Below are 1,511 nucleotides of genomic sequence, written 5' to 3' on the forward strand. Positions count from 1 at the left end.
GGTACCGGCGGCTCGTGGTGGTGGCGCCGCACCCCGACGACGAGATCCTCGGCGTGGGCGTCACCGCCTCCCGGTTCGCGGCCGCGGGCGTCGAGGTCGTCGTCCTCGCCGTCACGGACGGCGACGCCTCCCACCCCGACTCCCCCACGATGAGCCCGCGGCGGCTGGCCGGGCTGCGGGTGGAGGAGAGCCGGCGCGCGTGCGCCCTCCTCGGGCTGCCGGAGCCCGTCCGCCTGGGCCTGCCGGACGGCGGGGTCGGCGGGCGAGCGGGCGAGCTCACCGAGGCCATCGCTCGGGCCGTCGGCGACCCGGGCGTCGAGTCCCTGGTCCTGGCGACCTGGCGCGGGGACGGGCACCCCGACCACGAGGCCTGCGGCCGGGCCGCCGCCGACGCCTGCGCCGCCACCGGGGCCCGGCTGGTCGAGTACCCGGTGTGGACCTGGCACTGGGCCCGCCCCGGCGACCCGCGCGTGCCGTGGGACCGGCGCCGCCGGGTGGTGCTCTCCCGCCCCGAGCTGGCCGCCAAGCGCGCGGCGGTGGCTGAGTTCGTCACCCAGGTCGCGCCGCTGTCCGACCGGCCGGGCGACGAGGCGATCCTGCCCGACTGGATCCTCGACCGGCTGGTGACCCGCGAGGAGACGGTGTTCTGGTGAGCACGCCGGGCCACTACTTCGAGTCCGTGTACGCGGACTCCGCCGACCCGTGGGACTTCGCCGGCTCCTGGTATGAGCTCCGCCGCTACGGCCTGCTGGTGGCGTCGCTGCCCGAGCGGCGATACCGGGTGTGCTTCGAACCCGCCTGTTCGGTGGGCGTGCTCACCGAGTCGCTGGCCGCGCGCTGCGACGAGGTGCACGCCGTGGACGTGGTCGACGCCGCCGCGGAGCAGGCCCGCCGGCGGATCTCGCGCGCCGGCCTGGCGCACGTCTCCGTCCGCACCGCCGACGCCCTGGCCCCGTGGCCCCGCCCCGCCTGCGACCTGCTGGTGCTCTCGGAGTTCCTCTACTACACGGCGGCCGACCGGCTCGACGCGCTGATCGGCGACCTGCTGCGGCTGGTCGAGTCCGGCGGCACGGTGGTGGCGTGCCACTGGCTGGGGCGCTCGGAGGATCACGCGTGCCACGGGGAGGACGTCCACGCGGCGCTGGCCCGCCGCGACGAGCTCGAGCGGCTGGTCCACCACCGCGAGGAGGGCTTCCTCCTGGAGGTGTTCCGCCGCGCCTGACCACGCTCCCGCGCAGGCCTCCGCGCTAGGTCCCCGCGCCCTCCGCCTGTTCCACCAGGTGGACGATCGCCTCCGCGTGGAGCCTGAACAGCTCCGCCACGTCGGCGTCCCCGGTCAGCGAGGCGAGGAAGACGCCGTCGCCCCCCGCCAGGGCGTACGTGGCCAGGAGCCGGGCGTCCGCGCCCGTCAGCCCCGGCCGGACCCGACCCAATTCCTCCGCGATCCGCTCGATCGCCTCGCCCCGCAGCCGCAGGTAGATCTCGCGGGCCACCGGTTCCACGGGCCGCCG

General features: G+C 76.8%; 2 protein-coding genes and 1 pseudogene. 2 read left to right on the top strand and 1 reads right to left on the bottom strand.

The window, feature by feature from the left end:
* Positions 1–653: PIG-L deacetylase family protein (locus B4M60_RS12840; RefSeq protein ID WP_291084640.1), on the top strand; the 653-nt coding region annotated here is incomplete at its 5' end.
* Positions 650–1,222, top strand: coding sequence for an SAM-dependent methyltransferase (locus tag B4M60_RS12845; RefSeq protein ID WP_291084643.1), 573 nt, complete (start codon positions 650–652; stop codon positions 1,220–1,222). The genes B4M60_RS12840 and B4M60_RS12845, both read left to right, overlap by 4 nt.
* Positions 1,223–1,247: 25 nt before the next feature.
* Here B4M60_RS12845 and B4M60_RS12850 read toward each other — a convergent pair.
* A pseudogene (locus B4M60_RS12850) lies at positions 1,248–1,511 on the bottom strand (TetR/AcrR family transcriptional regulator); the annotation flags it as partial.

The sequence above is a fragment of the Dietzia sp. UBA5065 genome (assembly GCA_002415925.1).
Classification (GTDB): domain Bacteria; phylum Actinomycetota; class Actinomycetes; order Mycobacteriales; family Mycobacteriaceae; genus Dietzia.